Origin of the sequence: Rhizobium sp. CCGE531, assembly GCF_003627795.1 — a bacterium.
GTDB lineage: Bacteria > Pseudomonadota > Alphaproteobacteria > Rhizobiales > Rhizobiaceae > Rhizobium.
Genome location: NZ_CP032685.1, coordinates 122,007 through 148,888 on the forward strand (window position 1 = coordinate 122,007; position 26,882 = coordinate 148,888).

Consider the following 26,882-nt stretch of genomic DNA (forward strand, 5'->3'; position numbering starts at 1 on the left):
AATGTATACCGGGTAGTGAATATACACAACGTGGCGATCACCTCATGTTGGCGGTCATGAGCGAACAAGCAATTCCATCCACGGGCGCAAGCAGCCTGCCGATTTCCATACCCTGCCGGGATGGTGTCGTTCTCGGCGGCCATCTTTGGCTGACCTCCACGCATAGGCCGATAGGCAGCGTCATTATCAATCCGGCTACCGGTGTTCTGGCACGCTACTATCATCGTTATGCGCAGTTTCTGGCGGGGCATGGGTTCGATGTGCTGACATACGACTATCGCGGCATCGGCCAGTCACGGCCGCAGCGGATGCGGGGTTCGGGCTATCGTTGGCGGGATTGGGGTGAGCGGGATTTCGATGCCGCGCTTTTGCTGATGGCCGACCATCGACGCAACGGTCCGCTCATGGTGGTTGGCCATAGCGTCGGCGGCTTCCTGCCGGGGCTGGCCGAAAGCGCCCCGATGATCGACAGGATGCTGACGGTTGGTGCTCAATATGCCTGGTGGGGCGATTACATGCCCCGCAGGCGAGCCGCTCTTTTCCTCAAATGGCATGTCGCCATGCCTGCAATCACCGCTTTCTGCGGCTATTTTCCGGGCCGCCGGCTTGGCTGGCTGGAGGATTTGCCGAAAGGCGTGGCAAACGAGTGGAGTTTTCGCGGGCGCCGGTTCGAGCGCAGCCATCCGAAAGCCGAGCGGGAGATCGCGCTGCATCGCATGGCGGCGGTCAAAGCCCCGATTTTGGCTGTTGCGGTTTCGGACGACGAACTCGGCACGATGCCGGCCATTCACCGCACGCTGCGTTATTATACCAGCGCACAACGCATGTCGGTGCTGCTGAAGCCGGCCGATTTCGGCCGCGATGCGATCGGCCATTTCGGCCTGTTTCATGATCGCCATGCCAGCGGCTTCTGGATCGACACGCTTTCCTGGCTGCGGGAAGGCCGCAATCCCTGGCCGGCATCCGCGTCGAGTGTCGGGAGCAAATAGCCTATTCATGAACGCTGAATATAGCTTCATGCTGATTATGCTGCCTAATCGTTAGATGCAGCGTCCCATATTTTATCCGCATCGAACCCGGAACGCTGGCAATAGCAGGAGAGATGCGATGAAGAAGCGTGTACTTGGAAAAAGCGGTCTTGAAGTTTCGGCTTTGGGCTTCGGCTGTATGGGATTGAACTTCAGCTATGGTCATGCACTGAGCAGGGATGACGGTATCAAGCTCGTGCGCGATGCCGTCGAGCGTGGCGTAACCTTCTTCGACACCGCTGAAATCTATGGCCCCTTCACCAACGAGGAAATCGTCGGCGAAGCTCTGAAGCCCGTCCGCGATCAGGTCGTGATCGCTACAAAATTCGGCTTCCGGATCGAAAATGGCAAGGCTAACGGTCTTGACAGCCGTCCCGAGCATATCCGGGCCGTCGCGGACGCCTCGCTGAAGCGGCTGGGTATCGAGGTCATCGATCTCTTCTATCAGCACCGTGTCGATCCCGAAGTGCCGATCGAGGATGTGGCTGGCGCGGTGAAGGATCTGATCGCCGCCGGCAAGGTGAGGCATTTCGGTCTTTCCGAACCCGGTGCGCAGACGGTGCGTCGCGCCCATGCGGTACAGCCGGTGACGGCATTGCAAAATGAATATTCGCTCTGGACGCGTGGACCGGAAAGCAACGGCATCCTGCAGGCCTGCGAGGAATTGGGCATCGGCCTCGTTGCCTACAGCCCGCTCGGCAAGGGTTTCCTGACTGGCGCCATGGGCAAGGATACTAAGATCGACGAGAACGATTTCCGTCGCATCCTGCCGCGCTTCACGCCGGAAGCGATGGAAAAGAACCAGGCGCTCGTCGACCTTCTGAGGCAGATCGCCGATGACAAGAAGGCGACGCCGGCCCAAATCGCGCTCGCATGGCTGTTGGCTCAGAAACCATGGATCGTCCCAATTCCCGGCACGACCAAGCTGCATCGACTGGAAGAAAATCTCGCGGCGGCCGATGTCGAACTGAGTGCGGCCGACCTTGCCGAAATCCAGCGCACCGCTGCGGAAATAGCCATCGAAGGCGAGCGTTATCCCGAACAGCTCATGAAGACCACGGGTCGCTAAATTCCACGCTCCTGTGGCCGCCGCCGGCGGCCACGAACCCTATGCTGCGTTTGCCAATGAATTTGCTGTGGGCGCCACTATGGCGTGACCGCATAACGCAGATAAATTGCTCCGTGCCCCAATGTCTCGCAGCTCTTGAGCGAAAGCCGGATCTTTCCAGCCAGACCTTCCTCACCGTATTCGACGATGCTCTGGCTTGCGGAGCGTCCATCGAGAGCGGGCGCGACGATCAAGCTGATTTCATTGACAAGACCGGCGGCAAGGAAGGAACCGTTGATCCCGGCACCGCCTTCCAGCAACAGGCGCTTGATGCCGAGTTCTCGTCCCAGGGTGTCCAGCATGGCGGATAGGTCGGGCTGGGCTTGCGCGGAGACGATATAGGAAATGCCATCATCAGCCAGCTCCGCAAGGTGGCTGTCGGGCACATCGCTGCCGAGAAGGACGACGATATGGTCGCCATCGATCTCGCTCTCGGTGAAGTGCAGCTTGCCGGACATATCGAGAGCAACAGCGAAATTGGCTGCCTCGCGATTGGCAAAATGGAAGGGGCGCTCGACCTTGCCCTGATCACCTGGCGGATGTGGGCCGCCTCTGCTCATTTCGGCCATCGTCACGCGACCGACCATCCAGGCATCGCCCTCAAGCTTCTGGTGGCAGGATTGATAGAGAGCCGTCCAATCGCCGAGCTCGCCGTCCGGGCTGTCCGTCCAGCGGCTCGGATGCAGTCCGCCGTCGAGCGACGAGACCATGTGGCAGATGATATAGGGCTTCATGGTTGAACCTTCCCCAGATAATCCGCGTCGCTCACCTTCTCCAGCCAGGTGACGGGCGAGCCGTTTTCCTTTTCGGCAATGGCGATATGAACCATGGCGCAATCGGGCGATGCGCCATGCCAATGCTTTTCGCCTGGCGTGAACCAGACGATGTCGCCCGGCCGGATCTCTTCGACCGGCCCGCCTTCTCGTTGGACGCGTCCCAAACCGGAGACGACGAGCAAAGTCTGGCCGAAGGGATGGGTGTGCCATGCGGTGCGGGCGCTGGGCTCGAACGTCACGGTCGCGCCGCTGAGATTGCTGCTGCCGCTAAAGGATGCGTCGATGCGAACCGTGCCGGTGAAATAGTCTTCCGGCCCTCTCGCCGATGGCTGAGAACCGCTGCGCCTGATGTCCATCGCTTTGTACTCCCTGGAGGAAATTACGGCTCGCCAGCCGTTATTCAAGGGACCTTAGGCTTGTCGCATAGTCAGGACCATACAATATAAATGGCATGTAATTATATCTGGGGCTCATGAATGCAGCGGGAAGAACTGGTCGATCTCAACGCCTTTGCCGTTGTGGCCGAGGAAAAGAGTTTCACGCGCGCCGCCGCTAAACTGGGCACATCGCAATCATCCCTCAGCCACACGATCCGGCGCCTCGAGGCGCGGCTGGGCGTGCGCCTGCTGACACGGACCACGCGCAATGTGGCGCCGACGGAAGCGGGGGAGCGGCTGCTCGCCACTCTTCGCCCCGCGCTCGAAAGCATCGATACCGAACTCGCCTCCCTACGCGAATTGCGGGAAAAGCCCGCGGGAACCATCCGCATCACCACCTCCGAGCACGCCGCCACGACGATCCTGTGGCCTGCGCTTGAAAAGCTCCTGCCGCAATATCCGGACGTCCATATCGAACTCAGCATCGATTCCGGTTTGCGCGATATCGTCGCCGATCGCTTCGATGCCGGCGTTAGGCTTGGCGAGGCGCTTGCAAAGGACATGATTGCGGTCAGGATCAGCCCCGATATGCGCATGGTGATTGTCGGTTCACCGGATTATTTTTCCAAATATCCCATGCCGAAGACGCCGAACGATCTTGCCGATCACAACTGCATCAACCTGCGTCTGGCGAGCGCGGGCGGCCTCTATGCCTGGGAGCTTGAAAACGAGGGGCGAGAGGTCCGCGTGCGGGTCGACGGCCAGCTCGCCTTCAACAATGTCGGCATGATCGTGCGGGCTGCGAAGGCAGGGTTGGGGCTCGGCTTTGTCATGGAGGATCATATTGCCGCCGATGTGGCGGAGGGGCGGCTGATGCGCGTCCTCGACGACTGGTGCACGCCCTTTTCCGGCTATCATCTCTATTATCCGAGCCGCCGCCAGCCGTCGGCGGCATTCTCTCTTCTGGTCGATGCCTTGCGTTACCGAGGTTAATCCCGGCCGCGCAGTGGCAGCCGAGATCAACGATGTTGTCTTATGGCCGTTCAGGCCGTTGCCGGCACGCAAAGCGAGGCCATGTCGATCACGAAGCGGTAGGGGGTATTCGGCGCGCTGAAGGGTCGCGAAAGCGGATCACCTCCTGCGTTTCGCGCATGCCGCCGATCGGCGATCCCGCGACACGGTGCCGGCCGATGAGGAAGGGAAGGCCGTTCACCTCGCTCCATGGGCGGACCTGTCGGACCACTAAAAGCGATCAGCGGATTGGTGACCGACCCATTATCCGGATTTCCGAATTGTAAAATCGCAAATTGCAGCTTATTTCCTTTGTCCGGTAATCTTACATGTCGTCTCGGATATGTATCGGCTTGCGCCGGCTGGGGGATAATGCATGCATCTTGGTGACTATGCCGCGCTCGGGCATTCGGAGTTGCGCGTCAGTCCGCTTGCACTCGGAACCATGACGTTCGATGAGGGCTTTGCCTGGCATTCGCGCGATAAGGCTGCGTCGATCCTCGATCGTTATCTCGATCTCGGCGGCAATTATCTCGACACCGGCAACGGCGACGTAAAAGCGGGTAGCCAGACGGTTGTCGGGGATTATTTCGCGCAGAACTCGATCAGGCGCGACCGGCTTGTCGTTGCTGCCAGGTTCAGCGCCGATCGAAACGGCGAAGCATCTGGCCGCAAAGCTGTCATAGATGGCTTCGAACGGGCCTTGCGGCGGCTTCGCACCGACTATCTTGACCTCTATTGGCTGAACAATTGGGATATACAGGCTCCGCTGGAGGAAATACTCGCGGCGCTGCACGATCTCGTTCAATCGGGAAAACTGCGCTATTTCGGCATCTCCGATGCGCCGGCCTGGAAGGTGGCGCACGCACACCTGCTCGCACAATCCAACGGCTGGCCGCCATTCATCGGTCTGCAGATTGAATATTCGCTCGCCGCACGGCTCTTCGAGATCGAACTCATTCCGATGGCGCGGGGATTGGGGCTCGGCGTCGTATCGCATTCGCCGTTGAACGGCGGGCTCATCAGCGGAAAATATACGCGCGCCGACAATGCGCGGCTGAGGTCGGGTCAGGCGCAATTGGCGCAGACGCCCGACGAACAGGATTTCGAGATCGTCGATGCCTTGATCCGTGTCGCCGGTGAGCTTGACACGAGTACCGCTCGCGTTGCCCTTGCCTGGGCCATGGCGCGTCCGGGCGTGTCGTCCACCGTTATCGGCGTGCGGAGCATGGAGCAGCTGGACGAGGATATCGGCGCACTCGACGTCCAACTCTCGACCGAACAGACGGTGACCCTCGACGCGCTGACGATCCCGAGCCATTCGCTTGTCCCGCCGCTGGCGCTGCGTGAAGCCGCCCCTGTCTGCGCGTGGATAACTCCGCAGTAAACGGCGGCTTTTGATAATTTGCCGATGTCATCCCTGCCTGCGCTCGCGGCGGCTTCCCTTATCGACCGTTCCTCCTATATCCATACTGCCAGTATCGAGATGATGAACGGCACGATGCGCCGCAGCCGCCGAATGTGAACCGGAACGCCTTGTCCGGCCGGATGTCCGGCCTCAAAAAGGCTGTTTTCTACTAGTAGTAATAGTTGATTCTGCTATGCACGCACATGCGTTGCCGCCCTATTTCATTGTTCATGGCTGCGGGGAATGCCCGCGCCGCCTCTTTTGAAACAGCTCAAGGAGACAAGAAATGGACAAGAACCGTGTCAAAGGCGCAGTCAAGGAAGCAACCGGCTCCATCAAGGAAGCGGCGGGAAAGCTGACCGGGAACGACCGGCTCAAGGCGGAAGGTGCTGCCGAGAAGATCGTAGGGAAGATCCAGGGGCAGGTCGGCAAGGCCAAGGACGCCATCAAGAACGCGCTTCGTTAACGCCATACGGCACGCACCTTCTTGCGATTTTCTCGAGGCTCCGATGCTCTTCCTGACCAAGCTTTCATCGCTGACGACATCACCGGATCGATACGCGACCTGCGCGGCGATCCGCTGCCTGATTGCTTATGCCGATGGATTGGAAGATTGCCGCATCGACGTCGCTGCCGCGGAGGGGGCAATCGTCCTGTCCGGAATTGCGCCGACTGATCAGGCGCGGCAGCAAGCCATTGCGATTGCCGGCGAATATGCTGGGACCCGCATCATCAACAACATCGTTATTGAGACTGATCGCGGACCTTCCATCGAGACCGGGATCGGCTCGTCGAGCTCCCCTGCGCCGTCCGGGCTGACCGCGGCGCTCAAACCGCCGAAGGAGACGTCATGAAAAAGACCATCATAGCGGCTGCGGCCATCGCCGTGGCTTTCGGTTCCGCGGCCTCCGCCGCCAGCAGCCAGCAACACCATCCGAAAAGGCAATCGGCGCAAGTCGCCTCCGAGCCCCGGCAGCGCCTTGGAACGCTTTCCTGCGAAGTGGCAGGCGGCGTCGGCATGATCATCGGCTCCAACAAGCAGGTCAGCTGCACCTTCAAGCAGCGAACCGGCAAGGTCGAACGCTATGCGGGCTCGATCGGCAAGCTCGGGATCGATATCGGCGTGACCCGCAAGACCTATCTGAGCTGGGTCGTCATCAACACCGCGCCCACGCGCGTCGGCGATGGTGCGCTGGCTGGCACTTACGTCGGTGCATCCGCCGGTGCTTCCGTTGGCCTCGGTCTCGGCGCCAATGCGCTGGTCGGCGGCAACTCCAAGAACTATGCGCTGCAGCCGTTAAGCGCGGAAGCGGGAACCGGCCTGAATGTCGCGGCCGGCGTTTCACGCCTGCAGTTGCGCCCGGCCAGCTAGAGCAAAACTGCTAGGAAACAAAGGGATAGAGCGGTTCAGAGATTCCGTGAAAAGCTGAACCGCTTGTCTTATGACTTTTGCCGCCGAATAGGCGAAGAATGAGCTACTGTAAGAGGGTAGCCGCTGCAGGATGGGTTACCCTTGATGCGAGTATTTTAATTGCTTTCGATGATATTTTATATCTGCTTCATTAATTCAGACATCTTAAGGTAGTGACTCGGTAACGCAATCCGATGGTCACCGATGTCAGAAACAAGAAGACAGTCCTATATTCCGGCCCTGGACGGATGGCGTGGGCTTGCCGTTCTGTTGGTCTTGATGGGGCATTTCGGCGGCGACAGATACATGCCGAATCTCGGATCGGCCGGCGTTGATTTGTTTTTCGTTCTTTCCGGGCGGCTTATGGCCGAAATCCTCTTCGTGAAGAAGATGCCCCTTGGGGTTTTCTTCTGTCGGCGTTTCAATCGCGTCTATCCGACTCTTTTGATATTTGTTCTGGTAAATGCAGCTATTTTCTCGTTGACGCCGCTTGCGCCCGGCGTCGTGGGCATGCTCTCCGCACTCTCCTTTACATTGAACTACGTCGTAATCGAGAGTCATGCCTTCATATCGATATTTGATCACATCTGGTCATTGTGTGTGGAGGAGCACAGCTATGTCCTGCTTGGCCTGCTGGCCTTTTCGTTTCGTGGTGCCGGCAACAGGTTTATTGGACTTTTCATCCTCATGCTTGGCTTTGCCGCACTCGCAAACGGCATCTTGCAATATGACGTTTATGGGCAGAATCCATTCCTGGTCTTTTGGCCGACCCATGTAGCAGCAGCGCCAATATTGATTTCGGCCGCGTATTTTCTGCTGTTTGACCAGCGGCGCTATGAATTGCCCTTGGAGTGGCTGGTGCCCTTGGCATTTCTCTGCGGCTTGACCGCGCGCCTGTTTGGCGATGCCGCTTGGCTGTTCTTCGGGGTCAAAACCCTGCTGCTGGCGGTCAGCGTGTGCTCAATCGAGAGCGCTACACGCTTCTCCGGGATATTGTTTGAAGGGCCTGTCATCCAGAAAATTGGGCGGATGTCGTTTTCAATATACCTATGGCAGCAGCCGTTCTACATCCTTGCTCAGCAACGTCGATTGTCCGAACTGACTGCCCTGGTTCTAGCCATCTGCCTCGGATCGCTAAGCTACTATCTGGTCGAGCAGCCGACCCGCACGCGACTGAATGCGCGGCTGGAAAAAGTCAAACAGCAAAACGCCGTTCTTGAAACAGGTTGATCAGGGCGCGACCAGCTTTGATCGCGCCCGATATTTTTCAACGTCAAGCGATGTCGAAGCGGTCGGCGTTCATCACCTTGGTCCAGGCGGCGACAAAGTCCTGCACGAACTTCTTCTCGGCGTCGGACTGACCGTAGAGCTCGGCGAGTGCGCGCAGCTGCGAGTTTGAGCCGAAGACGAGATCGGCGCGCGTGGCGGTCCACTTGACGTCGCCGCTTGAGCGGTCCCGTCCCTCGAAGACGTCCTTGGCATCGGAAACCGCCTTCCACTCCGTGCCCATGTCAAGCAGGTTCACGAAGAAGTCGTTCGTCAGTGCTTCCGGACGCTTGGTGAAGACGCCGTGCTGGGTCTGACCAACATTGGCGTTCAGCGCACGCAGGCCGCCGACGAGAACAGTCATTTCCGGGGCCGACAGCGTCAGCAGCTGCGCCTTGTCGATCAGCAGCTCCTCCGAGGAGACGCTATAGGCTCGCTGCTGATAGTTGCGGAACCCGTCTGCCATCGGCTCGAGCACGGCGAAAGCCTCGACATCGGTCTGTTCCTGCGACGCGTCGGTACGGCCCGGAGCGAAGGGGACAACTACATCGTGGCCGGCCTTCTTCGCAGCCTGCTCGACGGCGACTGAGCCGCCGAGAACGATGAGATCGGCGAGCGATACCTTCTTGCCGCCGGTCTGGGCGCCGTTGAACTTCGCCTGGATGCCTTCGAGCGTCTGCAGCACGGAAGCGAGCTGAGCCGGCTGGTTGGCCTCCCAATCCTTCTGCGGAGCGAGACGAATGCGGGCGCCGTTGGCGCCACCGCGCTTGTCGGAACCGCGGAAGGTGGAAGCGGATGCCCAGGCAGTCGAAACCAGCTGCGGGATGGTCAGGCCCGATGCGGCGATCTCGCCCTTGAGGGTGGCGACATCATTGGCGTCGATCGATGCATGATCGGCCGAAGGGATCGGATCCTGCCAGATCAGCTCTTCACTCGGCACTTCCGGGCCGAGATAACGAGCGCGCGGGCCCATATCGCGATGGGTCAGCTTGAACCATGCGCGGGCAAAGGCGTCGGCAAACTCGTCCGGGTTTTCGAAGAAGCGGCGAGAAATCTTCTCGTAGGCCGGGTCGAAGCGCAGGGCGAGGTCCGTGGTCAGCATGGACGGGGCGTGACGCTTGGACTTGTCGTGCGCGTCCGGGATCGAGCCGGCGCCGGCGCCGTGCTTCGGCACCCACTGATGCGCGCCGGCCGGGCTCTTCGTCAGTTCCCATTCATAGCCGAACAGGTTCCAGAAGAAGTTGTTGCTCCACTTCGTCGGCGTCGACGTCCAGGTGACTTCAAGACCGCTGCCGATCGTGTCGCCGCCCTTGCCGCTGCGGAAGCTGTTCTTCCAGCCGAGGCCCTGTTCTTCGATACCGGCTGCTTCCGGCTCGGGACCGACATGGGCGGCATCGCCTGCGCCATGGGTCTTGCCGAAGGTGTGGCCGCCGGCGATGAGAGCCACGGTTTCCTCGTCGTTCATCGCCATGCGGGCGAAGGTTTCGCGGATGTCGCGGGCTGATGCGATCGGGTCCGGATTGCCGTTCGGGCCTTCCGGATTGACGTAGATCAGGCCCATCTGCACGGCAGCGAGCGGGTTTTCCAGGTCACGGTCGCCGCTATAGCGCTTGTCGCCGAGCCAGGTTTCTTCCGCGCCCCAGTAAATGTCCTCTTCCGGTTCCCAGACGTCTTCTCGACCGCCACCGAAGCCGAAGGTCTTGAAGCCCATGGATTCCAGCGCGACATTGCCGGTGAGGATCAGGAGATCGGCCCAGGAAATGCTGTTGCCGTATTTCTGCTTGATCGGCCAGAGCAGGCGGCGAGCCTTGTCGAGGTTGACGTTGTCCGGCCAGCTGTTGAGCGGCGCAAAACGCTGCGTGCCGGAGGAGGCGCCGCCGCGGCCGTCGCCCGTGCGGTAGGTGCCGGCGCTGTGCCAGGCCATGCGGATGAAGAGCGGGCCGTAGTGACCGAAGTCGGCCGGCCACCATTCCTGCGAATCCGTCATCAGGGCGAAGAGGTCCTTCTTCAGGGCCTCCAGATCGAGCTTCTTGAACTCTTCGGCATAGTTGAATGCCTTGCCCATCGGGCTGGACAGCGCGGAGTTCTGATGAAGGATCTTGAGGTTCAGCTGGTTCGGCCACCAGTCACGGTTCGAACGGGCCGAAACGCTTGTGTTTCCATGCGGAAACGGACACTTGCCGGCAGTTTCGACTTTTGTATCCATAATTGTCTCCCTTACGATGATTTGGGCTGTGACGACCGAAGGAAGGATTTTGTGATCCTCTCGGGAAGTCGTCCGGTTTTATGACAAGCGTGACGGCGGCATGTCCGACGCATGAAAATCTCTCGTTGTACTGACCTCGCATAGAGCGGATTCGTGGAAAACCGACAAGTCAAATGCCCCGCTTTCCAGACGGTCCGCGCATCGATGAACTGAACGCAGTCAATGCTCTCAATGTGAGCTTCGTGTGACAGGCGGCCGCATCTCATCTCTGCGGCGGGACTATAACCAAGGTCATCCATTAATTTAAGTTGGATTTCCTGATTGGCGCGATAAGGTGAGCTTATGACTAATTTGACTCTCAAGCAGCTTCGCTATTTCGAAGCCTTGGCCAGGCACGGCCATTTCGGACGCGCCGCCGACGTATGCGCCATCTCTCAGCCCGCCTTGTCGATGCAGATCAAGGAATTGGAAGGGCAGCTCGGCACGAATCTTTTCGAAAGAGGTGCGCGCCAGGTTCGGCTGACCAATTTTGGAGAGGCATTCGCGAGCCGCGTCCGCAATATCCTGCGCTCGGTCGACGAGCTCGGAGACCTTGCGCGCGCGTCGCACAACCAGCCTGTCGGCAGGCTGCGGATCGGTATCATTCCGACGGTCGCACCGTATCTGCTGCCGAGCATCATCGGCAATCTCTCCCGCATATATGACGGGCTCGACATCCACGTGCGCGAGACCCTGACCTCGAAACTTGTGGAGGAGCTGGAGGAGGGACGGCTCGACACCGCCATTGTCGCCCTGCCCGTATCCGAGCCGTCGCTGGCGGAAATCCCGCTGTTTGCCGAAAACTTCGTGCTGGTGCGGCCGAGCGAGGATGAGGGCAAGCCGGTGCCCAACCGGGAGGCGCTTCGCGAAATGCGGCTGCTGTTGCTGGAGGAGGGGCATTGCTTCCGCGACCAGGCCCTGTCCTTCTGCAACATGCAGTCGGCCCTTCCTCGGGAATTGATGGACGGCAGCTCGCTGTCGACGCTGGTGCAGATGGTCAGTGCCGGCATCGGCGTCACGCTGATACCCGAGATGGCCGTGGCGGTGGAAACGCGTTCGGCTTCGGTTTCGACCGTGCGCTTCCAGAGCCCGCAGCCCTCGCGAACGATCGGCATGATCTGGCGCAAGACGAGCCCCTTGGCCAAACAGCTCATGCAGATTTCCGAGGTGGTCCGGGAAGCTGCCGATGCCATGCGCGAGCAGCACGATTCGATCTGGCGCAGGCAGGATCTGGAATTTGATGGCCGCTTGCAGCCGCCGGCAATCAGTCGGGACGGCCGATGATCCGGCCCGAACTGATCGTCTTTGCACGCGCATGTTAACGCCGTTCGATTCTTTTCCACAGGCGAGGGTATTTCAAACGATTAAAATAATTTCAATCGTTTAAATAGTTTAATAGCTTGATTTACAAAGAAACTCTTCCATGTCATGCCGTGGATGCATGGCAATGGAGGTCGTGATGCAAGAGTTTGAAAACGTAAGAGATGAAATTCCTACGTATGTGATTGATCGCCTGGAAAATGAATGGCGGCTGATGCAAACTCAGAACGCGCCGTCGACGATGGGGCTGCGGGCTGAGGCGCCCGTGAACGCCGCGCCAGCAACCTCCGATGGTCTCGGTTCCCTCGACAAGTAATTATTTTCGGAGGCCGGATCGCGCCGCACCAGCAGGCTATAAGTCCTGCGATGGTGTCCGTCGGCGCTCCCGTTCTTCCTATCACTGCCAAAAAACGAACCAGCCCCGGTCTATCGCCAGGGTTGTCGTTTCTTGTGCTGTTGATCGGCCCACGCGTGGCCGCAATCACGAGACCTTTTGCAAAATCGCTTCAGGCGTCGAGATAGCGTTCCGTCAGCCGCGCCCACATGGCAGCTCCCACGGTGAGGCTCTCGTCGGCGAAATCATATTTGGCACTGTGAAGGATGGCGGAATCGATGCCGTTGCCGAGGCGCAGGAAGCTGCCTGGCTTGTGCTCCAGGTAATGAGAGAAATCTTCGCTGCCGGGGATTAGGCCGCAGGTGGTGACCTTGTCGGTGCCGACCAGCTCTTCGGCCACCATGCGCGCGAATTCCGTCTCCTTCTCCGAGTTGACGACGACCGGATGACCGTGGGTGTAGTCGATCTCGACGCTCGCGCCATAGCCATCTACGATCGATGTTGTCAGCTTGCGGATGCGGGCCTCGAGCAGTTCGCGCACCTTCGGATCGAAGGAGCGGACGGTGAGCAACATCTTCGCACTTTCCGGAATGACGTTCGAAGCCTCGCCGGCGTGGATGGCGCCGACTGTCACGACAGCTGTCTGCGTCGGGTCGACACTGCGGGCAACGATCGTCTGCAGGCTGACGACGAGATTGCAGGCGACGACGACGGGGTCGATGGTCAGATGCGGCCGCGAGGCATGGCCGCCCTTGCCAATGATGGTGATCTCGACGGTATCGGCTGCCGCCATCAGCGGGCCGGAGCGCAATAGCCAGGTGCCTTCCGGCGCGCCCGGATGATTGTGCAGGCCGAAAATGACATCGAAGGGGAAGCGTTCGAACAGCCCGTCCTTGATCATCGCCGGAGCGCCGCTCACCGCCCCCGCCTCCTCGGCCGGCTGGAAGATGAGGTTGACCGTGCCGTTGAAGCGGCGCGTGCGGGCGAGATATTCGGCAGCCCCCAGCAATATGGTCGTATGGCCGTCATGACCGCAGGCATGCATCTTTCCGGGTGCCTTGCTGGCATAGGGGCGACCGGTCTGCTCGGTGATCGGCAGGGCATCCATGTCGGCGCGGATCGCGATGCTCTTTTTGCCGGCCCCGACCGTCAATCGGGCGACGACGCCATGGCCGCCGACATTGCGCACCACCTCGTAGCCCCAGGCCTCCAGCTTCTCGGCGACGAAGCGCGCGGTTTCCGCCTCCTCGAAGGAGAGCTCGGGATTGGCATGGAGATGCTGGCGGATGCCGGTCAGTTCGGCCTTCATCGGCTCGAGGTCCGAGAGGCGGGCGAAATCGTTGTCGAGGGTCATGGCTGTTCCAATGGTTCGCTTGAGCCGCCATCCGCCATAAAGCGTGCAGGCCCCGCTGATGATGGTACTGCCGCGCTAGATGAAGCGCGACAGGAAGCTTCTGGTGCGCGGATGCTGCGGATTGCCGATCACATCCTCCGGCTTGCCCTCTTCGACGATCTTGCCGCCATCCATGAAGACGACGCGGTCTGCCGCTTCGCGGGCAAAGCCGATCTCGTGGGTGACGACGATCATCGTCAGGCCTTGGCTGGCCAGATCGCGCATGGTCGACAGCACCTCGCCGACCAGTTCCGGATCGAGCGCCGAAGTCGGTTCATCGAAGAGCATCAGCTTCGGCTTGATCGCCAGCGCCCTGGCAATCGCCACGCGCTGCTGCTGGCCGCCGGAAAGCTGCCGCGGGTAGTTATTGGCTTTGGCCGAAAGCCCGACGCGATCCAGCAGTGCCAGCGCGTTCTCCGTCGCCTGCTTGCGGCTTTCGCCATGGATGCCGATCGGCGCCTCGATGACATTCTGCAGCGCCGTCATATGCGGGTAGAGGTTGAACTGCTGGAACACCATGCCGATCTTGCGCCGTTGCAGCGCGATCGCATGGTTGGACAGTTTGACAAGTCGCCCCTTGTTCAGCCGGTAGCCGATCTGCTCCCCATCCACTTCGATCGAGCCGCGGTTGATCGCTTCCAGATGGTTGATGCAGCGCAGGAAGGTCGACTTGCCGGAACCGGAGGGGCCGAGGATGACGACGACTTCGCCCGGCGTCACATCGAGATCGATGCCTTTCAGCACTTCGAGATTTTCGAAGGATTTGTGGACGTTGCGCGCCTGGACCAGCGGCGGCATGTCGGCAACGGTGCTCATTGGGGTATTCATCGGGGCGTTCATTGGCCCGTCTCCTGTGACGGCACGAGCGCCGGTGCGCTCTCCGTTGCCACCTTCGTCCCGCCGGAGCGGCGGTCGGCGCGGCTATAGTAGCGTTCGATGTAGCTCTGGCCGATATTCAGCACCGAGGTGATCAACAGATACCAGATGACCGCCACAAGCAGCATCGGGACGACTTCGAAGGTGCGGTTGTAGATCGACTGCACGGAGTAGAGCAGGTCGGCCATGGCGATGACGCTGACGAGCGAAGTCGCCTTGATCATGCTGATGAGCTGGTTGCCCGTCGGCGGCACGATGGAGCGCATGGCCTGCGGAATGATGATGCGGCGCAGCGCGCGGATGCGCGTCATGCCGAAGGCTTCGGCCGTCTCGAACTGGCCCCTGTCCACCGAAAGCAGGCCGCCGCGGATGATCTCGGCCATATAGGCGGCTTCGTTGAGTGCCAGGCCGGCAATCGCCGCCGTCATCGGGCTGATAACCGAATTGGTATCCCAGCTGACGAAGGTCGGGCCGAAGGGAATGCCGATCGAGAGCGTCGGGAAGAGTGTCGACAGATTGTACCAGAAGATCAACTGCACGAGCAGCGGCGTGCCGCGGAAGAACCAGATGAACAGGGAGGCGAGCGAGCTTGCCAGCGTATCCTTCGACAGCCGCGCGATCGCAAGCAGCAGGCCGAGCACAATGCCAACAGCCATGGCGACGACGGTCAGGCCGAGCGAGACATAGAGGCCGCTGATGACGACCGGATCGAAGAAATACTGGCCGACGACATGCCAGCCGAAGTTCTCGTTGTGGGCGATTGACCAGGCGCAATAGGCCGCGATCGCAAGCGTCACGATCCAGGCTGCCACGCGGCCCTTCGGGAACGGTGTGTGGGCATTCGCCACATCCCGCTCCGCCGCATCGCCGGATGGCGATGCGATGTTTCCGGCATTGGTGCTCATTTCGGCAAGGTCCCGCCAAGATTGATGCCCGGTTCCTTGATCATGTTGTTCTCAAGGCCCCACTTCTTCATGATGGCCGCATATGTGCCGTTGTCCATGAGAACCTTGACGGCCTCCTTCAAAATAGGGCCGAGCGGCGAGCCTTTCGGCACCACCGCGCCCTGATAGAGATCCTCGAAACCGTTCTTCTGGCCGACGCCGGTCAGTTCGAGCTGGCCGTTGGCCTGCGACACGAAGTAGGTAAGCGGCGCCTGCGAGGAAAAGAAGGCATCGGAACGCTTGGAGCGGACGGCGAGGATCGAGCTTGGCTGGTCGGTGAAGGATTGGACCTCGATCGCGCCCTTGCCATCGGTCTTGCATTTCTCGGCCTGGACCTGGATCACCTTTTCGGCAGATCCGCCGGCCATGACGGCGATGCGTTGGCCGCAGGCACTATCGAGCGAGGTGATGCCCTTCGGATTGCCCTTCTGGACGGCGAAGACGACGAATTCCTGTACCCAGTCGACAAAGTCGTTGGCTTCCTCGCGGCTCTTGAAATCGCCGATCGGGCCAAAGGCGAACTGATAGCGGCCGGAATTGATGCCTGCGAGAATGGCAGGCAGGCCGCTGACGCTCTCATGCTCGATTTTCAGGCCAAGCACGTCGCCGATCGCGTCGGTCAGATCGGCGCTGGCGCCCGTCAACTTGGTGCCAGTGACGATTTCATAGGGAGGGAAGGAGCCGTTGTTAACGGAAATCATCTTGCCCGATGTGCGGATTGCCTCTGGCAGTTTGGCCTGCAGGTCCTTGTTGACCGAGAGTTTCGGGAGGCTCGCATCCTCAGCGAAGGCGGAGCCCGACATCATCAGGCCTGCCACGGCAACGTAGGTCATTTTCTTCAGCGACATGTTCATTCCCCTTTTTGGTTTGTGTCTCTGATTTGAAGCGATGGTCAGGCAGCGCCCGTCCGGCCGCCGTCGACGTCGAACGGAAAGAGTTCCTCCGGCGTCATCAGCCGCGGCAAGATGCCCTGCACATGCAATTCCTCAGCGAAATCGGCGATCATCTTGCGGTTGGCTGCAAAGCCGCTTGCATCCCACCCCTCGGGCAGTTCGGTTGCCGATTTCAGCAGTTCGTCGAGCATGAAAGGCGTGGTGTCGGCATATTTGCGACGCTTGTTGAGCCAGACGCGCTGCGATTCATCGATGAGCGCGCTCAGCTCGGCCATGACCCACGGATGCTCGGCGACAAACTCCGCCTTCAATCCGATCAGGTGCATGCCCGGTACATAGCCCACATCGGCAAAATAGCGACGCTCGGCAGCGCGGAAATCCGAGAGGACCTGGCGGAAGCCGGAATTGCCGGCGAAATAGCCGTCCGGCATGAAAGGTGTGAAAATCGCATCGAGCTGACCTTCCTTGAGCAGATCCACCATCGGCCTTTCGCCCGGTGCCGGCTCGATGCGGCCGGGGCGGCCGAACCCGTCGAGACGATCGACGATCGGATGGGCTTCGGTCAGGCGGCCAGCGTACCACATGGCATCCTCGACGCCGACACCTTCGCGTCGTAGTGCTGCCCGCGTCCACGTATTGCCGGAGTCGCGCCAGCCGGTGACGCCGATGCGCTTGCCGGAAAGCTGGGCGAAGCTGGTGATCGGGCTGTCCTTGGCGGTGATGACGCAGCGGTGGCGGAAGCCGCGCATGATGAAGTTCGGTATGCCGACCACGCTGTCGTCGCCATCGAGGCGTAGCTGCGTGTAGCGGCTGAACGAGGTTTCGGCAGCATCATAGGCGTCGCTGTTGCCGACATGGGAGATGAGCGTGCCGACCCGGTCCACCTTGATGTCGAGCTTGGGGGAGGAGACGTCACCCAGGACCAGAGGCGTCATATAGTCCCAGTCACGCAGGGCAAGGCGGAGGGTAAGGGGCATGAAATTCACTCGCGGGAAAAATTATTTTCAAGACAATTAAATGTTCAAAATGGTGTGATCAAATGTTATTACGTTATTGAACATTAAAAATGGCGTGAAAATGAGCGAAACCCGAGACGCGAAATGGTTTGCCGAAAAATTGAACGATCGGACCATCCGCGGTATCGCGCTGGAGACGAGCGCGCTCATTCGCGCTGGCGCACTGCCTGTTGGCACCAAATTGCCGCCCATCCGAGACCTTGCCTTTGCCCTTGGCATAAGCCCGGCGACCCTCTCCGAAGCCTGGAGCGAACTCAGGCGTCAGAAGATCATCAGCGGACGCGGCAGGAACGGCACATGGGTCAGCGGCGATCGCTTCGTCGCCAAGCCGGCGCGGCTTGCAAGCGTCGGCGACTATGGCAATGACGCCCTGAACCTGACCGCCGCCGTTCCCGACGTGCGGCTGCTGCCGAAGCTGGAAGCGGCGATGGCCTATGGCGCCTCGGCCGAAAATCTCAACAGCTACGAGCGCAGCCGGATCTTGCCGGAGCTGGAAGAGCAGGTCAGAAGGACGTGGCCATACGAGCCGGAGGCGTTCCTGGCGACCAATGGCGGCTATAATGCCGTCTACACCGTGATCAACGCACTGGTCATGCCGGGCGCCGCCGTTGCGATCGAGGACCCGACCGCCATGCGCCTTCTGGATATTCTCGAAGATCGCGGCGCGCGCATCATTCCGGTGAAGTGCGACGAGGAGGGGCCGCTGCCGTCGTCACTGGAAGAGGCGCTGCGGTATCGCCCGGTCGCTTTCATCTTCCAGCCGCGCATCCATTCCGTCACCGGCCAGAGCGTGAGCCCGGCGCGCATGGCCAGCATGGCCGAGATCCTTCGGGGCAAGGACACATTGATCGTGGAGGACGATGGTGTTGCCGATATCTCGACGGCGCCACGCCATTCGATAGGACATCTCTTTCCCGATCGCGTCATCCATATCCTGTCCTACTCGAAGACGCACGGGCCGGATCTGCGGCTGGCGGTGCTGTCGAGCTCGCGGGCGATCGTTGAGCAGATCCAGTCCTATCGCAGCTTTAGCTCCGGATGGACGAGCCGAATTCTGCAGGCGGCCGGCGCTTGGCTGCTGCGCGATGCGTCGACGGCCAGATGTCTCGACCATGCCCGGCAAACCTATCGGCAGCGTCGGGCCGGCCTCATCGATGCGCTTGGGGAGCGCGGCGTCCATGCGCGGCATGGCGAGGGGCTGTGCTCCTGGATACCGGTCTCGTCGGAGCCTTTTGCAGTGGTAACACTTGCCGCCAGGGGCATCGCGGTGCATCCCGGCGCCAAGTTCTCCATTTTGCCCAGCAGTCATTTGCGCGTGGCGACGGCCAATCTCTCGGAACGGCTGGAAGAAGTTGCCGATGCCATTGCGCTGGCAGCCGTCCATACGTGACCGGAAATGTTATCGGCTCGGAGTCGCGCCTATGCTTTTGGGTGCGCCTTTCCAGGATGATGCGTACTTTACCAGGATCGCGGCAAGCTTCGCCGAGAGGAACGCAATGACGGAAATCGCGACGAGATAGATTGCGATGTAGATCGGCTGCGGCAGATGGACGTTGCGCATCAAATGCCCGTAGATCTCGGTAAAGCCGCGATGGCACACGTAGATCGGGTAGGAAAGATAGCCGAGAAATATGCCGAACCGCTGCAGCCTGGCCGGCAATTCGAGCATCGTGCCGGCAAGGACGATGAGCGGCGAGATCAGGATGCAGAAAACAAGCGCAAATTTCAGCGAATAGGTGGGGAGAAACAGCAAGGCGCAGATCGCCGCGATCGGCAGCAGGGCGGCATAGCTGCTCACAGTCCGGCCGAGTACGGCAGTGTTTCGAAGCCGATAGATGATCATTCCAAGTGTGAAGGAGAAGAAGACGCGGGCAAAGCCGCCGTCCACCGAGCGCCACTCCCAGCCGAGATCGAGCGATTTGTGCAGGAAGACGGAGCCGATCAGCAGCGCCAGCGATGCGGCGGCAATGAGGATGAGGCTCCGCGTTTTCAGCCTGAATAGCGCGAACGCGAAGACGAGGTTGGCAAGCAATTCCCAGAAGAGCGACCAGGCCGGACCGTTCAGCGGATAGAGCGCCCAGATGTCACCAGCCGAGCGGGTCAGAAAGCTCGGCGAAGGCAGCATGAAAACCGTCGTGAGGATACTTGCGCTGAGGTCGGCGCGCCCGACGCCCGCCGCCTGCCAATGCAGCAGCAATTGCACAAGGCCGTAGATGCTGCCGATGAGGAAGAGCGGATAGAGGCGCGCATAGCGCGCCTTCATGAAGGCAAGAACGGTCATGCCGCCGGCGAGTTTTTCGCCATAGGCCCTGGCGATCACGAAGCCGCTGAGCACGAAAAAGAAATCGACCGCGATATAGGCCGATGGCGCATAAGGCCTGTCGAGGTGGTAGACGACGACGGCGAAGGCGGCCAGGCCGCGCATCGCATCCAGGGCGGCGTATCTATGTCTCGTTGCGTCAGCCGGCATTGATCGAAACCTCGTTAAGCGGAAGAATTGCGCCTCGGCTATCCGGTGGCGCGCGCGCCGAAGAACTCGCTTCTCAAGTTTCGATCGAGCGGACGCACCCGCGAAAGATTGCCCAGGAATTGGCGGGGACTTGTCAGAACCGACCGGTTCAGGAAATGGGTCCTGATCAGACCGGAGGATTTGCTGTGGGCGCCGCTATGGCCGACCCGATAGATCGCGCCGCGGAAGGGCAGCGATCCGAGCGGGGAGCCCGCATCGGCGAGCAGCTTGCCGATGCGCACATGGCTGCCGAGCATGGATTTGATGTAGTCGATCTCGGCGTCCGCGAAGGTTGCCGGCAATCGGTAGAGATCGGAGCGGATGATCAGCGACGTGCCGCAGTAATTGGCGAAGTCGTCATGGTGCAGTAGCAGCCGACCGCCTTCGTTCCAGAGATAGCCGCGGTCGATTTTCCAGCCATTGGCATCACTATTTTTAGCCGCGAAGTCGACGATGTTGGCGCTGACGAAATCATCGTCGTCGACGATCATGAAGAAGCGGGTGTCGCGCGCCGAAAGCATGCCGCTCAGGACACGGCGGCCCTTGTCCAGCCGGAATGCGTCGTAGACCTTCTCCCGGTCGGCGCCGTTGATGTCGTGGAGCTGGTTCGGCGGGAATGTCACGCGCTCCGCCGAGAAATTCGGCGGCAGATCGGGCAGATCGGCGCCTTCATTGGCAACCACGACACCGCGCCAGTTGTTGTTGGATTGTCCGGAGATCGAGGCGATCGTTTGTGCCAGCCGCCGTTTCAGCGCGGGCCAATCATTGGAATTGGCCTGGTGGCGAACGGGAATGATGAACGTAACCAGTGTCATGATGCGCCTTTCCGACATTTGCCATTGCTATTGCGGTGACCGAAAGGATCCACCTGGGATTTACCACGCTTCGATCTGCCGTTCGCCATGGCTTGCTACTGCGCCCTTGCGCGGCGACCTTGCAGTGTCGTCCGCGCGAGGAAGAGGATCCTCTCCTTGCACAGGAGCAGGATAAGGCCCGAATAGGTGAGGCCGCCAACCAGGACTTCGCAGATGAGACGGGCTGCGAGGGGCTGGTCGTACAAGGCCGACGAGGTTGCCAGCACCGCGACGAGCATGCCGAGATAGGCGGCTATGGGCCGCAGGAACTGGCCGAAATATTCGGCAATGCTGAGGCCGATCAATCGCGAGACCATCCACAGCGTCACCGGCCAGAGCATCAGCACGCCGACCATGAGCCCGAAGACGACAGTAGATACGCCGTATTTGTGAAGAAGGAGAACGGTGAGGATCGAGACGACGTTGCGCACCAGCTGATAATAGAACCACCAGTCGGACCTGCCCTGGCTCGTGATCAGGGAGGCCTGGATAACGCCGATGCCGGCCATCAGGCCGATCACGCAGAAGAAGCGAACCGGCCAGATGGCGGCGGCCCAATGCGGTCCGAAGATCAGGGGAATGGCATCGTCGGCAACGGCTGCAAGCCCCATGAAGGCCGGGAAGGATACCAGCGAGCAACCGAAGGTCGCCATGAGGAAGGCTTCGCGCACCTTGTCCTTGTCGTGCTGCAGGGAGGAGAGCAGCACGTGGCTGACCGAGTTCAGCCCGCCTGCCAGGACATTGTTGAGCATCTCGTAGAGCCGCCGGGCGAAATTGTAGATACCGAGCGCCGCCGGGCTCACCAGCGTGCCGATGATCAGCTGGTCGAGGTTCATGGTCTGCAGGAAGCGGTTGCCCGAAGCGTAGATGCCGTAATGCAGCAATTCGCGCAGGCTCGAGAGCTTGATCCTGAAACCCGGCAGCCATCTTGCGCCCCAGAATGCCGCGACGCAAGCGGCCGCGGGGGCCGCGATCTGGGCGATTGCAAGCGCCCAGAGGCCGAAACCGGCGAAGATCAGCGTGAGGCAGATGGATGCCGAGACGATCGTGGCGATCGCGGTCCGCGCCGCCGCCAGATGAAAGGACATCGTCCGGCCGATCAGGGCATTGGGGACGATGATCATCATGTCGAAGAAGATTTTCAGCCCGATGATCAGCAGCAGGCCGACGATCTCGTCATGTCCTACCCAATGGGCAAGATGGGGTGAAAGCAGGAACAGCGCGGCATAGAGGATGGCCGCGGAGAGGAAGGACAGCCAGAAAACCGTATCGAGATGGCTTCGTCGAATGGATTTTTGCTGGATCAACGCTTCGCCGAAGGCCGTCGGCCCGAAGCCGGCGGTGAAGCTGACGATGGCGAAGGCGAGCGCGACCAGACCGAAATCCTGGGGTAGGAGGAAGCGGGACGTGACGATGAAGACCAGGCTGTTGAGCGCCGTCGGGATCATCGTGTCCAGCGCCGACCAGAAGGCGCCCCTCAAAGCGGCCCGCGATCGGTTTTCGCTCAGATGTTCAAAGACGATTTCATCCGCTTCGGAAATCAGCAAACGCATACCTCGTCGTCCAGATCTTCATCGGCGCCGGGATTCCGACGTCCACCAATTGCCGTGCCGCGATCGCCCGATCGGCAGGACGGCTTACAGGATGCTTGATCTAGGCCAGCCCCTCGATTTGTCTAGGGACGATTGTTGCATTGCAACATTGCGTTGCCGAAAATGATCGCACTATCGAGGCAAACGCGAAATCCGCCTCCTCCGGATGACCGAAAAAGCGCCATTGCTACTGTGCGGCGGAGCGGACCTGGGGCTCGTCCCATTCGATTTCGGGCGCCGCATCCAGCTCTTCTCGAGGTTCGTCCGTCACATAGAGATAGCCTTCGAGCATGTCGCAGGCACGTTCGCTGGCGCCGATCTTCGCTTCCGTTTCGCTAATTGCGGTCGCGATCGCCTTGATACGGGCGCGCAGCATGTGGCCGACCACATCCTTGCCGGGACGCTTGCCAAGCCGGTCGAGGTGGAGGCCGATGCGGCTGGAATGCCGCTCAAGCTCGCTCTTGCTGAAATTTGCCTTGCGAATTTCTTCGAGAAGGCTGGCGCGCATCTTGGCGACCGGGTCGAAGGTTCCCGGTTCGCGCTCGTCCAGCACCATCTCGGTAATAAGTTTTTCGATGGCGACCAGCGCCTGCAGGTCGACGGCGTCGGTCAACTCCACATCGTAGCCGGTATCGTCGAACACTTTGCGGCGCACGGGATCGAGAAGCAGTTCGTAGGCTTTCTGCAGCTTGGCAAAAGCCTCAGTGTCGCCGCCGGAATCCGGATGAGCCGCCTTCGCGCGCTTGCGATAAGCCGCCTTGATCTGCTCTTCCTTCGCATCGCGCGCAACGCCGAGAATATCGTATGGATCCGTCACTCCAACTCCTGCCGCCGCTTATTCCTGTTTCGAGGCCCTAGCCGCTGATCTTGCCGGCGGGGTTTAAACTTGCCGCCCGCCTGTTTCAACCGGCCCCGGCGCTATTTGTACCATCAGAAAGGCAGAGTTTGGACAAAAAGAGTCCTATGTCAAAGCCGAGCCGCCTCTTCTGTGGAAATACGGCATCTCAGATCGTTGGGTCGAAGAAGGCGACTTCCTGCCCTTGAAAGCCGGGACGCTGGCTACGACAGGTCTCGCGGAGCGCCAGGGATTGCTGGTGACGCAACGGCAATCGGCCCGCTCCCTGGAAGGAAGCGGGCCGATCAAAGAATGTTTCAGATTTTCAAGCGGCCGAGAACGGCACGGCGACGAAGGTCTTGTTGCCGTCGCGCTCGATCAGGAGCAGCACGGACTTGCGGCCATCCTTGCCGGCCTTGGCGACGGCCGTCTGTACCTCATGGGCATTGCGGACCGGCTGATCGTTGACCGAGACGATGATGTCGCCGGTCTGGATGCCGGCTGCGGCAGCCGATTTTTCCGGATTGACGCTGGCAACGACGGCGCCCTCGACGCCATGCGGCAGGTTCAACTGTTCGCGGACATCGGGTGTGAGGTTGGCAAGACCGACACCGATGCTCGGCTGGTTGGAGGGCTGCACCTTGCCGTCACCTTGGTCGTTGGCTGCCTGCTTGCTGTCGTCATTGCCGCCGATGGTGACGTTGACGTCCATGCTCTTGCCATCGCGCCACAGCGTGACCGAACGCTTGTCGCCGGGCGAGAGATCGGCGACCAGTCGCGAAAGGTCCTTCGGTGTCTTGACGGCCTCGTTGCCGACGGCGGTGACGATATCGCCGCTCTTGATGCCGGCGCGGCCGGCCGGCGTGCCCTCATTGACGCTGGCGACAAGCGCACCCTGGCTCTGCGAGAGGCCCATGGCGTTGGCGACATCGGAAGTCACGGGCTGGATCGCGACGCCGAGATAGCCGTGATCGATCGAACCGTTCTTTTCCAGCTTGGCGACGATCGCCTTGGCTTCATCGGAGGGGATGGCAAAGCCGACGCCGACACTGCCGCCGTTCGGGGAATAGATGGCGGTGTTGATGCCTACGACATTGCCTTCGCGGTCGACCAGCGGTCCGCCTGAATTGCCGTGGTTGATCGGCGCGTCGATCTGGATGAAGTCGTCATAGGGGCCGCTGTGCAGGTCGCGGCCACGGGCCGAGACGATGCCGGCGGTGACGGTCGTGCCGATACCGAATGGGTTGCCGATAGCGAGAATCTGGTCGCCGAGCTTCAGCTTGTCGGAATCACCCCAGGCGATGGTTGCAAGCGGCTTCGGGGCCTGGATCTTCAGGACCGCAAGGTCGGACTTGGCGTCGGCGCCGAGCAGCTTGGCGGGCAGTTCGGTGCCGTCATCAAGCGTGACCTTGATGTCGACGGCGTTCTGGATGACATGGTTGTTGGTAACGATGACGCCATCGGGGCTGATGATGAAGCCGGAACCGAGCGCCATGGCGCGCTGGCTCTGCTGCTGGTGCGGCGTCTGCTTCGGGAAGGGGATGCCCTGATTTTCGAAAAATTTGCGGAACTGTTCGTCCATCGGCGAATTGCTGCCGTCGGCGCTGGTATCGGTCGCCTTCATCGTGGTGGTGACGGTAACGACAGCCGGCTTGTCGGCATCGACGATGGGAGCGAAAGAGCCGCCGGGCGCAATGATGCCGGCAGGCTCGGCTGCAGCGGCAACGGTAGCGGACGTGCTGAAGGCAAAAGGCAATGCGCCGGCGCCGGCGATGATGGCGGCGCCTACAATGGCGGCAGTGCGATGCTTGTAGAGAAGAGATGACATGGCAAATGTCCCTTGCGAGATCGTTGGCGAATTGGCGTCTTGTCCATGTCCGGGACAGGCGTCGGATGGGGCCGCGTCAATTCGTTCCGAGAGCCTCTGCTTCTCTTTACTACGGGAGGCAAAGTATAAATCTGAATTGGCGCTAATGAGTAATATGATCAGCCAATTGAATTTTACAAATTAAATATTGATCATGTTTTTATTGCAAAAATTTAAGATATTACATGAATTTAATGTTGTTCGGCCGGAATTTTTCCACATTTAGCTTTGTAGTACCGGCCATCTCTTGAGGGCTTCTGCTCCAAGTTCCGTCAGGGCATAAATGCCGCGGTCGATGCGCTCGAACCAGCCATAGACGTTATCTCTCAGAATTTGCGGCGCCTTCGGCGCCGCTTCGCGCATATCCTTGGGGCGTTGCATGCCGTTTTCGATCGCCGCCGCGCAGGCAAGCGCCTGTTGCCGGTAGGCTGTCATGATCGGCTTGCGCGTGCTGCCGCCAAGGGCCGGGTCGCCCTTTCGCCGGCGATGTTCTTCGACAAGGCGAGACCTGCGCCGCGCATTCTTGCGGGGCATCGGCGCGACGGGGCTGACGATGATGTCGACAACATCGCCGTCCGATACGGCGAGCATGCCGAAGCCCAGCCTGCGGCAAAGATCGCGAAAACGGCGATCGGCGTCGCGGCCCTTGCCCTTTGCCGAGACGCGGGCGGCGATCCAGACCTCGTCGCTTGCGGCGGCCCGATCGACGGCCTGCAGGATGAGCTCGAGATTGAAACTCATCTTCAGCTCGCAGATGACGACGACGGGCGGTTCGCTGTCATTCAATCCCACGAGGTCGCAGCCGCCGATTTCGCCTTTCACGGCATAGCCGGCCGCTTCGAGAAATGACTTGATCGGGAGATAGAGCGCCGTTTCCAAATCCGCCTCCGGCCTTTGAATATCCGGCTACTTCTATCCGATTCGGTTAACCAGAAAGTCGATAAAGGCGCGGATGCGGGCGGCCAGATGTTCGTGTCCGGCATAGACGGCATGGATATGCTCGATGTCTTCCGGATTGAAGTCTTCGAGAACGGGCACGAGCCTGCCGGCATCGAGATCCGGCTGGACGTGGAATTGGCCGATGCGGGCAAGGCCCATCCCCGCAACGCAAAGGCTGCGAACGGTCGGGCCGTTGTTTGCCTGGAGGTTGCCCTCAACGGTTTTCACGAAATGGGCGCCGCTCTTCGGATCGCGAAAGGGCCAGCCTTCGGCGGTCGGGCGAAAGTTGAAAGTCAGGCAGTTGTGACGATCGAGTTCGTCCGGCGTTGCCGGCAGGCCGTTTTGCTCGATGTAGGAGGGTGCCGCGACGATGACGCGGCGGCTGTCCATCAGTTTGCGGGCTTTGAGCGAACTATCCCGCAAGACGCCGGCGCGGATGGCGACATCGGCTCGCTCGCCGACGATATCGATGACGCTGTCGGTCAAGGAGATGTCGAGTTCGATCTCGGGATAGCGCTTCAGAAAATCGGGCATGATCGGCACCAGGCAGCAGACCCCGAAGGCGACGGAGGCGCTGACGCGCAGCGGGCCGCGTGGCACCGTGGCGCCGCCTGATGCCACGATCCGCTCCGCTTCCTGAATATCGGCCAGGATCGTTCGCGCCTTTTCGAGATAGATTTCTCCCTCGGGCGTCAATTGCAGCGAGCGGGTGGTGCGTACCAGAAGGCGGGTGCCCAGCCGCTCTTCCAGCCGGGTGATGAGCTTGCTGACGGCCGAGGGCGAAAGGCGCAGCCGGCGGCCAACCGCGGAAAAGCTGCTCAGCGCAGCCACCTGAACGAAGACATCCATTTCGCCGGCGCGATTGTCCATTTGCAACCCA

At 60.5% G+C, this 26,882-nt stretch carries 26 protein-coding genes; 11 read left to right on the forward strand and 15 right to left on the reverse strand.

Annotated elements, in window-relative coordinates; genetic code table 11:
* Nucleotides 1–56 precede the first annotated feature (56 nt).
* On the forward strand, nt 57–989 hold the full coding sequence (locus tag CCGE531_RS20120; RefSeq protein WP_120669222.1) for an alpha/beta fold hydrolase: 933 nt from the start codon (nt 57–59) through the stop codon (nt 987–989).
* 118 nt (nt 990–1,107) lie between these two features.
* Nucleotides 1,108–2,097 (forward strand): aldo/keto reductase, encoded by a 990-nt coding sequence (locus CCGE531_RS20125; RefSeq protein ID WP_120667190.1) that lies wholly within the window; start codon nt 1,108–1,110, stop codon nt 2,095–2,097.
* Between the two features lie 77 nt (nt 2,098–2,174).
* On the opposite strand, the gene CCGE531_RS20130 is transcribed toward CCGE531_RS20125, so the two are convergent.
* Both CCGE531_RS20130 and CCGE531_RS20135 read right to left on the reverse strand, forming a co-directional pair.
* A complete protein-coding gene (locus tag CCGE531_RS20130) occupies nt 2,175–2,870 on the reverse strand; it encodes a RibD family protein (protein ID WP_120667192.1) in 696 nt (231 codons plus the stop codon).
* Complete coding sequence (locus tag CCGE531_RS20135) at nt 2,867–3,268, reverse strand: cupin domain-containing protein (protein WP_120667194.1); 402 nt, start codon at nt 3,266–3,268, stop codon at nt 2,867–2,869. Before CCGE531_RS20135 ends, CCGE531_RS20130 begins: the two co-directional genes overlap by 4 nt.
* A gap of 120 nt (nt 3,269–3,388) precedes the next feature.
* On the opposite strand from CCGE531_RS20135, the gene CCGE531_RS20140 reads away from it, so the two are divergent.
* From CCGE531_RS20140 to CCGE531_RS20165, 6 genes are all read left to right on the forward strand, one after another.
* The gene (locus tag CCGE531_RS20140; RefSeq protein WP_120667196.1) at nt 3,389–4,282 is read left to right on the forward strand and encodes a LysR family transcriptional regulator; all 894 of its coding nucleotides are present in this window, start codon (nt 3,389–3,391) and stop codon (nt 4,280–4,282) included.
* 394 nt (nt 4,283–4,676) lie between these two features.
* Nucleotides 4,677–5,687 carry an aldo/keto reductase gene (locus CCGE531_RS20145; RefSeq protein ID WP_120667198.1) on the forward strand — a complete coding sequence of 337 codons (1,011 nt, stop codon included), beginning with the start codon at nt 4,677–4,679 and terminating at the stop codon, nt 5,685–5,687.
* A 307-nt stretch (nt 5,688–5,994) separates the two neighbouring features.
* Complete coding sequence (locus tag CCGE531_RS20150; protein WP_120667200.1) at nt 5,995–6,174, forward strand: CsbD family protein; 180 nt, start codon at nt 5,995–5,997, stop codon at nt 6,172–6,174.
* 43 nt (nt 6,175–6,217) lie between these two features.
* A complete protein-coding gene (locus CCGE531_RS20155; protein ID WP_120667202.1) occupies nt 6,218–6,562 on the forward strand; it encodes a BON domain-containing protein in 345 nt (114 codons plus the stop codon).
* Entirely contained in the window at nt 6,559–7,080 is a 522-nt protein-coding gene (locus tag CCGE531_RS20160; protein WP_120667204.1) for a DUF992 domain-containing protein, read from the forward strand. Before CCGE531_RS20155 ends, CCGE531_RS20160 begins: the two co-directional genes overlap by 4 nt.
* A gap of 243 nt (nt 7,081–7,323) precedes the next feature.
* Nucleotides 7,324–8,349: an acyltransferase gene (locus CCGE531_RS20165; RefSeq protein WP_120667205.1), complete on the forward strand. Its 1,026-nt coding sequence runs from the start codon at nt 7,324–7,326 to the stop codon at nt 8,347–8,349.
* Nucleotides 8,350–8,392: 43 nt separating this feature from the next.
* Here CCGE531_RS20165 and katG read toward each other — a convergent pair whose 3' ends face one another.
* Nucleotides 8,393–10,591, reverse strand: a complete 2,199-nt coding sequence (katG, locus tag CCGE531_RS20170) for a catalase/peroxidase HPI (RefSeq protein WP_120667207.1) — start codon at nt 10,589–10,591, stop codon at nt 8,393–8,395.
* Between the two features lie 342 nt (nt 10,592–10,933).
* Here katG and CCGE531_RS20175 point away from each other — a divergent pair, with 342 nt between their 5' ends.
* On the forward strand, nt 10,934–11,914 hold the full coding sequence (locus CCGE531_RS20175) for a hydrogen peroxide-inducible genes activator (protein ID WP_120667208.1): 981 nt from the start codon (nt 10,934–10,936) through the stop codon (nt 11,912–11,914).
* 175 nt (nt 11,915–12,089) lie between these two features.
* Nucleotides 12,090–12,266 carry a hypothetical protein gene (locus CCGE531_RS20180; protein ID WP_162943964.1) on the forward strand — a complete coding sequence of 59 codons (177 nt, stop codon included), beginning with the start codon at nt 12,090–12,092 and terminating at the stop codon, nt 12,264–12,266.
* A gap of 190 nt (nt 12,267–12,456) precedes the next feature.
* On the opposite strand, the gene CCGE531_RS20185 is transcribed toward CCGE531_RS20180, so the two are convergent.
* The 5 genes from CCGE531_RS20185 to CCGE531_RS20205 all read right to left on the reverse strand — a co-directional run bounded on the left by CCGE531_RS20185 (nt 12,457) and on the right by CCGE531_RS20205 (nt 17,367).
* Nucleotides 12,457–13,638 (reverse strand): M20 aminoacylase family protein, encoded by a 1,182-nt coding sequence (locus tag CCGE531_RS20185; RefSeq protein ID WP_120667212.1) that lies wholly within the window; start codon nt 13,636–13,638, stop codon nt 12,457–12,459.
* A gap of 75 nt (nt 13,639–13,713) precedes the next feature.
* A complete protein-coding gene (locus CCGE531_RS20190; RefSeq protein WP_120667214.1) occupies nt 13,714–14,493 on the reverse strand; it encodes an amino acid ABC transporter ATP-binding protein in 780 nt (259 codons plus the stop codon).
* A 20-nt stretch (nt 14,494–14,513) separates the two neighbouring features.
* A complete protein-coding gene (locus tag CCGE531_RS20195) occupies nt 14,514–15,458 on the reverse strand; it encodes an amino acid ABC transporter permease (protein WP_120667216.1) in 945 nt (314 codons plus the stop codon).
* Entirely contained in the window at nt 15,455–16,345 is an 891-nt protein-coding gene (locus CCGE531_RS20200; protein WP_120669224.1) for an ABC transporter substrate-binding protein, read from the reverse strand. Before CCGE531_RS20200 ends, CCGE531_RS20195 begins: the two co-directional genes overlap by 4 nt.
* 44 nt (nt 16,346–16,389) lie before the next feature.
* The gene (locus CCGE531_RS20205; protein ID WP_120667218.1) at nt 16,390–17,367 is read right to left on the reverse strand and encodes an ABC transporter substrate-binding protein; all 978 of its coding nucleotides are present in this window, start codon (nt 17,365–17,367) and stop codon (nt 16,390–16,392) included.
* A 100-nt stretch (nt 17,368–17,467) separates the two neighbouring features.
* On the opposite strand from CCGE531_RS20205, the gene CCGE531_RS20210 reads away from it, so the two are divergent.
* On the forward strand, nt 17,468–18,796 hold the full coding sequence (locus tag CCGE531_RS20210) for a PLP-dependent aminotransferase family protein (protein WP_120667220.1): 1,329 nt from the start codon (nt 17,468–17,470) through the stop codon (nt 18,794–18,796).
* A 9-nt stretch (nt 18,797–18,805) separates the two neighbouring features.
* Here the strand turns inward: CCGE531_RS20210 and CCGE531_RS20215 are convergent, their stop codons facing one another.
* From CCGE531_RS20215 to CCGE531_RS20245, 7 genes are all read right to left on the reverse strand, one after another.
* The gene (locus CCGE531_RS20215; protein ID WP_120667222.1) at nt 18,806–19,876 is read right to left on the reverse strand and encodes an acyltransferase; all 1,071 of its coding nucleotides are present in this window, start codon (nt 19,874–19,876) and stop codon (nt 18,806–18,808) included.
* A 38-nt stretch (nt 19,877–19,914) separates the two neighbouring features.
* Nucleotides 19,915–20,730 carry a galactosyl transferase gene (locus tag CCGE531_RS20220; protein ID WP_120669226.1) on the reverse strand — a complete coding sequence of 272 codons (816 nt, stop codon included), beginning with the start codon at nt 20,728–20,730 and terminating at the stop codon, nt 19,915–19,917.
* A gap of 95 nt (nt 20,731–20,825) precedes the next feature.
* Nucleotides 20,826–22,322 carry a lipopolysaccharide biosynthesis protein gene (locus CCGE531_RS20225; protein ID WP_120667224.1) on the reverse strand — a complete coding sequence of 499 codons (1,497 nt, stop codon included), beginning with the start codon at nt 22,320–22,322 and terminating at the stop codon, nt 20,826–20,828.
* Between the two features lie 226 nt (nt 22,323–22,548).
* Nucleotides 22,549–23,178, reverse strand: coding sequence for a DnaJ domain-containing protein (locus CCGE531_RS20230; RefSeq protein WP_120667226.1), 630 nt, complete (start codon nt 23,176–23,178; stop codon nt 22,549–22,551).
* A 343-nt stretch (nt 23,179–23,521) separates the two neighbouring features.
* Nucleotides 23,522–25,024, reverse strand: a complete 1,503-nt coding sequence (locus CCGE531_RS20235) for a DegQ family serine endoprotease (protein ID WP_120667228.1) — start codon at nt 25,022–25,024, stop codon at nt 23,522–23,524.
* A 261-nt stretch (nt 25,025–25,285) separates the two neighbouring features.
* On the reverse strand, nt 25,286–25,942 hold the full coding sequence (locus tag CCGE531_RS20240; RefSeq protein ID WP_120667230.1) for a DUF2161 family putative PD-(D/E)XK-type phosphodiesterase: 657 nt from the start codon (nt 25,940–25,942) through the stop codon (nt 25,286–25,288).
* Between the two features lie 33 nt (nt 25,943–25,975).
* A complete protein-coding gene (locus tag CCGE531_RS20245; RefSeq protein WP_120667232.1) occupies nt 25,976–26,872 on the reverse strand; it encodes a LysR family transcriptional regulator in 897 nt (298 codons plus the stop codon).
* Between the last annotated feature and the right edge of the window lie 10 nt (nt 26,873–26,882).